The 6,855-nt window shown below is 48.8% G+C and carries 8 protein-coding genes and 1 pseudogene; 5 read left to right on the forward strand and 4 right to left on the reverse strand.

Annotated elements, in window-relative coordinates; all coding sequences use genetic code 11:
• The first annotated feature begins 12 nt into the window (after positions 1 to 12).
• From FE839_RS07425 to FE839_RS07440, 4 genes and pseudogenes are all read left to right on the forward strand, one after another.
• Positions 13 to 1,191, forward strand: a complete 1,179-nt coding sequence (locus tag FE839_RS07425) for a Gfo/Idh/MocA family protein (RefSeq protein WP_138360202.1) — start codon at positions 13 to 15, stop codon at positions 1,189 to 1,191.
• 46 nt (positions 1,192 to 1,237) lie between these two features.
• Entirely contained in the window at positions 1,238 to 1,711 is a 474-nt protein-coding gene (locus FE839_RS07430) for a heme-degrading domain-containing protein (protein WP_138360203.1), read from the forward strand.
• A gap of 462 nt (positions 1,712 to 2,173) precedes the next feature.
• Complete coding sequence (locus tag FE839_RS25000; protein WP_138360204.1) at positions 2,174 to 2,893, forward strand: C40 family peptidase; 720 nt, start codon at positions 2,174 to 2,176, stop codon at positions 2,891 to 2,893.
• Positions 2,894 to 2,909: 16 nt separating this feature from the next.
• Positions 2,910 to 3,833, forward strand: a pseudogene (locus FE839_RS07440) (IS5 family transposase).
• Positions 3,834 to 3,876: 43 nt separating this feature from the next.
• Here FE839_RS07440 and FE839_RS07445 read toward each other — a convergent pair.
• The 4 genes from FE839_RS07445 to FE839_RS07460 form a co-directional block, all read right to left on the reverse strand.
• A complete protein-coding gene (locus FE839_RS07445) occupies positions 3,877 to 4,209 on the reverse strand; it encodes an SAF domain-containing protein (protein ID WP_241675617.1) in 333 nt (110 codons plus the stop codon).
• 49 nt (positions 4,210 to 4,258) lie between these two features.
• Positions 4,259 to 4,798: an A24 family peptidase gene (locus FE839_RS07450; protein WP_138360205.1), complete on the reverse strand. Its 540-nt coding sequence runs from the start codon at positions 4,796 to 4,798 to the stop codon at positions 4,259 to 4,261.
• 2 nt (positions 4,799 to 4,800) lie between these two features.
• Positions 4,801 to 5,013 carry a Flp family type IVb pilin gene (locus tag FE839_RS07455; RefSeq protein ID WP_138360206.1) on the reverse strand — a complete coding sequence of 71 codons (213 nt, stop codon included), beginning with the start codon at positions 5,011 to 5,013 and terminating at the stop codon, positions 4,801 to 4,803.
• Between the two features lie 331 nt (positions 5,014 to 5,344).
• Complete coding sequence (locus FE839_RS07460) at positions 5,345 to 5,848, reverse strand: LysR substrate-binding domain-containing protein (protein ID WP_138360207.1); 504 nt, start codon at positions 5,846 to 5,848, stop codon at positions 5,345 to 5,347.
• 740 nt (positions 5,849 to 6,588) lie between these two features.
• Between FE839_RS07460 and FE839_RS07465 the strand changes: the two genes are divergently transcribed.
• Positions 6,589 to 6,855 (forward strand): transposase (locus tag FE839_RS07465; RefSeq protein ID WP_171034835.1); only part of this gene is annotated, 267 nt, incomplete at its 3' end.

Here is a 6,855-nt window from a genome sequence, read left to right on the forward strand (position 1 = left end):
GAGAATTCGATCATGATCAATGGATTAAAACCTCTGGATCGCTCTTTACGTTGGGGGATGATCGGCGGCGGCGGCACTAGCCAGATTGGTTATATTCACCGCTCAGCAGCCCTGCGTGATGGTTCTTTTGCTTTGCTGGCTGGCGCGCTGGATATTGATGCTGAACGTGGTCGCGCGTTTGGCGTCAAGCTGGGGATAGTCCCGGAGCGCTGCTACCCGGATTACCAGACCATGTTCCGCGAAGAAGCAAAACGTCCGGACGGTATTGAAGCGGTATCCATTGCGACGCCAAACAATACCCACTTTGAGATCAGCAAAGCAGCTCTGGAAGCCGGCATTCATGTGATATGTGAAAAACCGCTCTGCTTTACCGGAGAAGAGGCAAAAGTGCTGGACGAACTGAGTCAGCAGAAGAAAAGAATTATCGGTGTGACCTATGGCTACTCCGGATACCAGATGATTTTGCAGGCTCGCGACATGGTGCAGCAGGGGCTGCTGGGGGAAATCCGCATCATTAATATGATGTTTGCCCATGGTTTCCATGCCGAGGCGGTGGAACTGGAGAGTCCCAGTACGCGCTGGCGCGTCGATCCTAAATATGTCGGGCCGAGCTACGTTCTCGGCGATCTGGCGACCCATCCGTTGTTCCTGGCTGAAACAATGGCGCCGCATCTGAATATCAAACGTCTGCTGTGCTCCCGTCAAAGCTTTGTCAAAAGTCGTGCTCCGCTGGAAGACAACGCTTATGTGTTGATGGAGTATGACAACGGCGCGGTGGGTTCAATGTGGTGCTCGGCGGTAAACAGCGGGTCTATGCATAGCCAGAAAGTCCGGGTTGTCGGCTCGAAAGCCAGCCTGGAATGGTGGGATGAGCACCCCAATCAACTGCGCTATGAAATTCAGGGAGAACCGGTGCGTATTCTGGAACGCGGTATGCCATACCTTGCACCAGAAGCGCTGGCCGATGACCGCATTAGCGGTGGTCATCCTGAAGGGCTGTTTGAAGCATGGTCGAACCTGTATCGCCGCTTTGCGCTGGCCATAGATGCATCCGACCGCGGAGATGAGGCTTTCCTGAAGACATTCTGGTATCCCGGAGTACATTCCGGTCGTATCGGGGTGAATTGGGTGGAACACTGTGTAGCATCTGCCGACCAGGGTGGCCAGTGGGTCGAGTTTTCTGTTCGCTAATCAATGCCAGGGAGCGCCGTCAGGCGCTCCCTGAAAGGATATCGCCATGTCAGAAATCCCATCAATTGAAGTGCTGGAACAACAGGAACAGCGTTTACGTCTGGCGCATTTCGATCACCGGGCCGCCTGGTTTATCGGTAACTTGCTCTATGAGCGAGCTAACGCAGAAGCCTTACCCATCGCCATTGAAGTGTACGCCTGGGGGCAACCGTTATTTCTGGTAGCCCTGCCCGGTTCCAGTAATGAAAATCTGGAGTGGATCGCCCGTAAACGGCATACCGTACTGCGTAATGCTCATGCCTCCTTGCTCACCGGGGAGCGTTATAAAGCGCAAGGCATCACAATGGAAGACTTACCCTATCTTGATCCCCAGATCTATACAGATAGCGGCGGATGTTTCCCTTTGCTCACACCGGGTGGCGCAGTATTTGGCGCGGTAACGGTCAGCGGTCTGGCATCCCACGACGATCATGCGCTCGCCGTATGGGCTATTGAGCAATATCTTGCGTCTGAGAAATAAACGGCCGCTCTGGCGCCATCAATAATCACCAGATAGTTTGCAGAAATTAAATATTGCTTTGCTGAGTGCCGATGCGCATATCATCACTCATGCGAGTCACAGGCGTTTTTAACAGCGCCAGCGCTGGTCAAAGAAGCGATGCCCAGGGATGGGCTGAGTGATATTTAATGTACATGCATTTTAAGCGTTCTTTTGTATATACGAGCTGATAATATTTTCTGATATACAACCATAGTAGCTGTCATTACCCCTGATTCAAACGAGCGTTTCACCAATATCCAGGTATATTCCCCAAGGCTAACGCCAGGCCTGCCCCAGCTTATTTTTGTCGCAAGGAGCATTCCACTGCACAATATGTCACTTCTTAATTAAATTTTCTTAATGTATCAATCGTATCCTTTTGAGTGAGCGTTTTTTAATGAATACTGTAACTATTGAGGAAATCATTCGGTCAGCACTGACATGCCTTTATTACTCACAATCTTTATTTCACTTTTGAGTAGCATACTAATTATCGGTACAACAGCAATAGCGTCGCCGCATCACGCTGCGATAAACCCGGCTAAACTTACGCCCCATCCAGAATCCGCAAGTAAACGGCCACCCCGTGCTAACGCGGTAAATTCGGCAAAGCTCCGAACATTATTAAGAGAGTATGATAATCGCCAGTTGGGGAAAGTCACAAAAAATGAACCCCGTTCTTCAGTTCAAAGAAAAATGGTGTACAACCGGACAGCGCCAAATATTCGTTATACCGCTCTGAAAAAAGATCCGGGCGCAAAGGCGTTAGTAAAGAGGGGATTGTTAAAAAGCGCCCGGAAAAAAAGTCCGGAATACCGTCACGCGGTTACAACAAAAATGTTGTTCTCATACACTTCGCGAATTACTGATGATATCCCTGACAGCCTGGCATTCCGGACTCTTCATACAGAACATTATCTCCGGGTCAGACAGAATGCTGTAAAAAAATTGCTGGAACAGCTTGGCAAGCCTTACCAATGGGGGGGCGCTTCCCCTTATAGCGGATTCGATTGCAGCGGTCTTGTCTATTACGCCTATAAAGACCTCGTTAAAACGCCGCTCCCCAGGACGGCTAATGAAATGTTTCATCACCGTGATGCGGCTTTGTTGAATAAATCGAACTTTTGCCAAGCGGCAGGATCAGATCACGCATTATCCTGATAATGCAGACAACATCGTGGCAAAGCAGAAGTACAAAATTACCAACTGGAAGGCCTATAACAAGGCCCTCATTCATCGCGGCTCCGTCACTTTCTGGCTGGACGACGAAGCCATTCAGGCGTGGTACGAATCAGCAACGCCCTCATCACGAGGCAGACCTCTGCGTTATTCAGACCTTGCCATCACTACCGTTCTGGTCGTTAAGCGCGTTTTCCGGCTGACCCTGCGGGCTGCACAGGGCTTTATTTATTCCATTTTTGCCCTGATGGGCATTCCTTTGCGCTGCCCGGATTACACCAGTGTCAGCAAACGAGCGAAGTCGGTTGATGTCAGCTTTAAGACACCCAGCCGGGGGGAAATAGCGCATCTGGTGATTGATTCCACAGGCCTGAAAGTCTTCGGTGAAGGCGAGTGGAAAGTGAAAAAGCACGGCAAGGAGCTGCGTCGTATCTGGCGAAAACTGCATCTGGCCGTTGATGCAAAAACACATGAAATCATCTGTGCAGACCTGTCGCTGAACAATGTGACCGATGCTGAAGCTTTCCCGGCTCTTATCCGACAGACACACCGGAAAATAAAGTCTGCGGCGGCAGACGGGGCTTACGATACACGGTTATGCCACGACGAACTGCGTCGGAAGAAAATCAGTGCACTTATCCCTCCCCGGAAAGGCGCGGGTTACTGGCCGGGTGAATATGCGGACCGAAACCGTGCAGTGGCAAATCAACGGCTGAGCGGGAGCAATGCCCGGTGGAAATAGACGACAGATTATAATCGTCGCTCAATAGCCGAAACGGCAATGTACAGGGTAAAGCAGTTGTTAGGCGGTTCGCTGGCGCTACGGGACTACGACGGTCAGGTTGCAGAGGCTTTGGCGATGGTGCGTGCACTGAACAAAATGACGAAGGCGGGTATGCCAGAAAGCGTGCGCATTGCCTGAACAGTGAGCTGTTACAGGAAGACTCGCCTCAAATCTGATTTATTCAACAAAGCCTATTCAGGGGCGTCCCCGCGGCAATTTTTTCACGCAAGGTGGCGCCAAACAGAAGGACTTCACTATCTTTACCACGAATAAAATTAAACGTCCGGGAGACAGGCAGATCTGTCTCCTGCCAGCGTAGCGCGGAAGTATCGATAAAATCGCCGGGATTCAGGTCTCTGTTTGCCACCAGTACAACATTTTTAGGTTCAGGGATCTGAACCTGTTGCGGTACCGGTTTTATCTCCGATAATTGACTACGCACCAGCAGAGCAACAATTGCGGCAAAGATACATGCCCCGGACAATAATAATGTCGAGTTTCTTTTTATTCTCATTTTTATTTAATTCTAATGTTCCCGATAAACATCGCCGGGGAGTTATAGTTTAGATATATGGCCAAATCAGAATATAGGCTGCCCCGGAAGCTATCGCGATCCCATAGGGTATTCCCTGAGAAAGCTCAGGGGCTAATACTGGCGGCATGGCGAGTTGTGTCTTTAATTTTTCATTAATAAAACCAATACCTGAAGACAATATGACAGGAAACATATTTAGCAGAGGTAAAGTTAACGCCAAAATACCGCCAACCAGTGCTGTCACCATGACAAAAACGGTTTGCTGACCGTAACCCACCCAAAGGCACAATACGCCCATCAATTTGACGTCTCCGGCCCCCAGTCTTCCCGTGAGGAATAATAAAAAACCCACGATAAAAACCAACCCGGAGCCTGGCAAATCACGCAGCATCATCATCATCGGCACACCGGCGATGCTGACTTGCCAGATACGGGTTCCCACCCAGCCAAGCAGTATTAACACGACTGCGCGGTTAGGGATACGTCGTTCAAGTAAATCGCTAAATGAACACCATAACAGACAACCAGAAAGAAACAGTATTTGTGCGCCGTGTCCCAGATCAGTCATGTCTAGCCGGAGGTTGAGCCAGAAGTGCCCGATCCCGTAATCTGATCGGCAATCTCTCTGAATTTCTCATTCAATGCTCTGACGAAAACCCCGTCATCACCAAAAATTGCGCCAATAGCCGCCGCCATCGCTGCCGCCAGGATGCCGTACTCAATGGCAGTCACCCCGCTTTCATCGCGAAAAAAAGCCTTCAACTTTGCGTTGCAGTTTTTCATTTTTTTCCCTTACTAATAATGGTTATTTAGAACGGGCAATCGGATACCTGACATCATAATGAGAGTTATTATCATTAACAGCAAGAAGATTTATATTAACTTTTTTTAATCTTGAAGGCGGGCGCAATTGCCTGTAAAAACAGGCTTTGTCAGAGCGATTATCGTATGTGCCGAATGTGTCTGCCTGCACTGAGGCGTTATGTTCATCGCAGCGACAATGCAGACATTGTTGATAAAAAATCATTATTAATCAGATTATTAGATATCAGCAATCTGGCTATGGCAATCCATATAATTATTATAGTACTTCGGGTAACACGCGGTATGTCAATCAACAGGAGACAGAGCAACTAAACATATCCAGCATGTAATTGGTCAGTAGATTTGTTGAGTCTGAATAATCCTTTCGCTTATTCAGAAAGCCAATATCGTCGAGAGGGATATGGATACAGGTATTCAACTCAGCAAAGAAGCTATTTTCAAGCCACGGCGTGATAATACTTCGTGGTAGCAGCGCGAGCAGTTTTGCCTGTTTCATAATAGACATGATAATAATCATTTCCCTTGAAATAATATGGAATCGTCTAACCTGCGGCCACTGCAGACGAGTCACCATTTCTTCAAAATGCTGACGCGCGAGCGTCCCGACCAGAGCCATCAACCAGGTCGCCGATTGCAATGCATCCAATTTAGCCATGCTGTCACCAGCCAGAAAATGTCCCTGCGAACATACCACGATTAACTTATCATTCACGCAGGGCGTAAAATCCCACCCCTCTGGGATCACCAGTGGCTTACGGCAACAGACAAGATCGTATTCATTGCGTATTTTGATCTTTCACATGTTGGATTAGCGCAGTCTGCTATCGGTAAAGATCCCGACTTGACACCAGTACAGACTGGAGTATGCTGCACGGCGTTTATCTGGAACTATACCGTCACGCAACTTCTGACGGTTTGGTTGAGCCGAAGGCCTGGATCAGGCGTGGTCGGCAAACATGCATTGACCCAGTTGCAGGGAAAGCCAGGAACAGAATTTACGGAAACCGATCCTGTCGGATCTTATACCTATTCAACGCCTGATGCCGCGACAAGACTTGCCGCTGTAGTCAGACTATCCTGTGGCGGTTTTCAGCATTTTACCTGGCTATTATTGTCTACAGGCGCTGCGTGGAATATGCCGTATCCGACATCGGCTATGGCCATCGCGCGGCCGCTACGGATAACATAATATGGCTGGGAGATCTGCGCGATTTTCTGAATTGACTATGAATATTTCAGGCAGAGCTGCTATCACTATTATCCCCATATGCCGGGAAAGTCATAGAATAATGAACAGGCCATTCTATTCTCTGGTATTTTTATCTTCTGGCATCAGAGTATTTTCTTAGGTATTCTAAGCCAGTAAATGACAAAAACCGGTCTTCTAATAATTCCTTGCGTCCACTATTCAGGACAAAAAAACTGTCACACGGCAAGAGAGATATATCTGCAGGGAGGCTTTGTTGAATAAATCGAACTTTTGCCAAGCGGCAGGATCAGATCACGCATTATCCTGATAATACAGACAACACCGTGGCAAAGCAGAAGTACAAAATCACCAACTGGAAGGCCTATAACAAGGCCCTCATTCATCGCGGCTCCGTCACTTTCTGGCTGGACGACGAAGCCATTCAGGCGTGGTACGAATCAGCAACGCCCTCATCACGAGGCAGACCTCTGCGTTATTCAGACCTTGCCATCACTACCGTTCTGGTCGTTAAGCGCGTTTTCCGGCTGACCCTGCGGGCTGCACAGGGCTTTATTGATTCCATTTTTGCCCTGATGGGCATTCCTTTGCGC

Origin of the sequence: Klebsiella indica, assembly GCF_005860775.1 — a bacterium.
Classification (GTDB): Bacteria; Pseudomonadota; Gammaproteobacteria; order Enterobacterales; family Enterobacteriaceae; genus Klebsiella; species Klebsiella indica.

Bases quoted from the DNA above. Each gene is read 5' to 3' on its own strand.
- FE839_RS07425 (WP_138360202.1), top strand. From the start codon at position 13: ATGATCAATGGATTAAAACCTCTGGATCGCTCTTTACGTTGGGGGATG.
- FE839_RS07430 (WP_138360203.1), top strand. From the start codon at position 1,238: ATGTCAGAAATCCCATCAATTGAAGTGCTGGAACAACAGGAACAGCGT.
- FE839_RS25000 (WP_138360204.1), top strand. From the start codon at position 2,174: ATGCCTTTATTACTCACAATCTTTATTTCACTTTTGAGTAGCATACTA.
- FE839_RS07445 (WP_241675617.1), bottom strand. From the start codon at position 4,209: ATGAGAATAAAAAGAAACTCGACATTATTATTGTCCGGGGCATGTATC.
- FE839_RS07450 (WP_138360205.1), bottom strand. From the start codon at position 4,798: ATGACTGATCTGGGACACGGCGCACAAATACTGTTTCTTTCTGGTTGT.
- FE839_RS07455 (WP_138360206.1), bottom strand. From the start codon at position 5,013: ATGAAAAACTGCAACGCAAAGTTGAAGGCTTTTTTTCGCGATGAAAGC.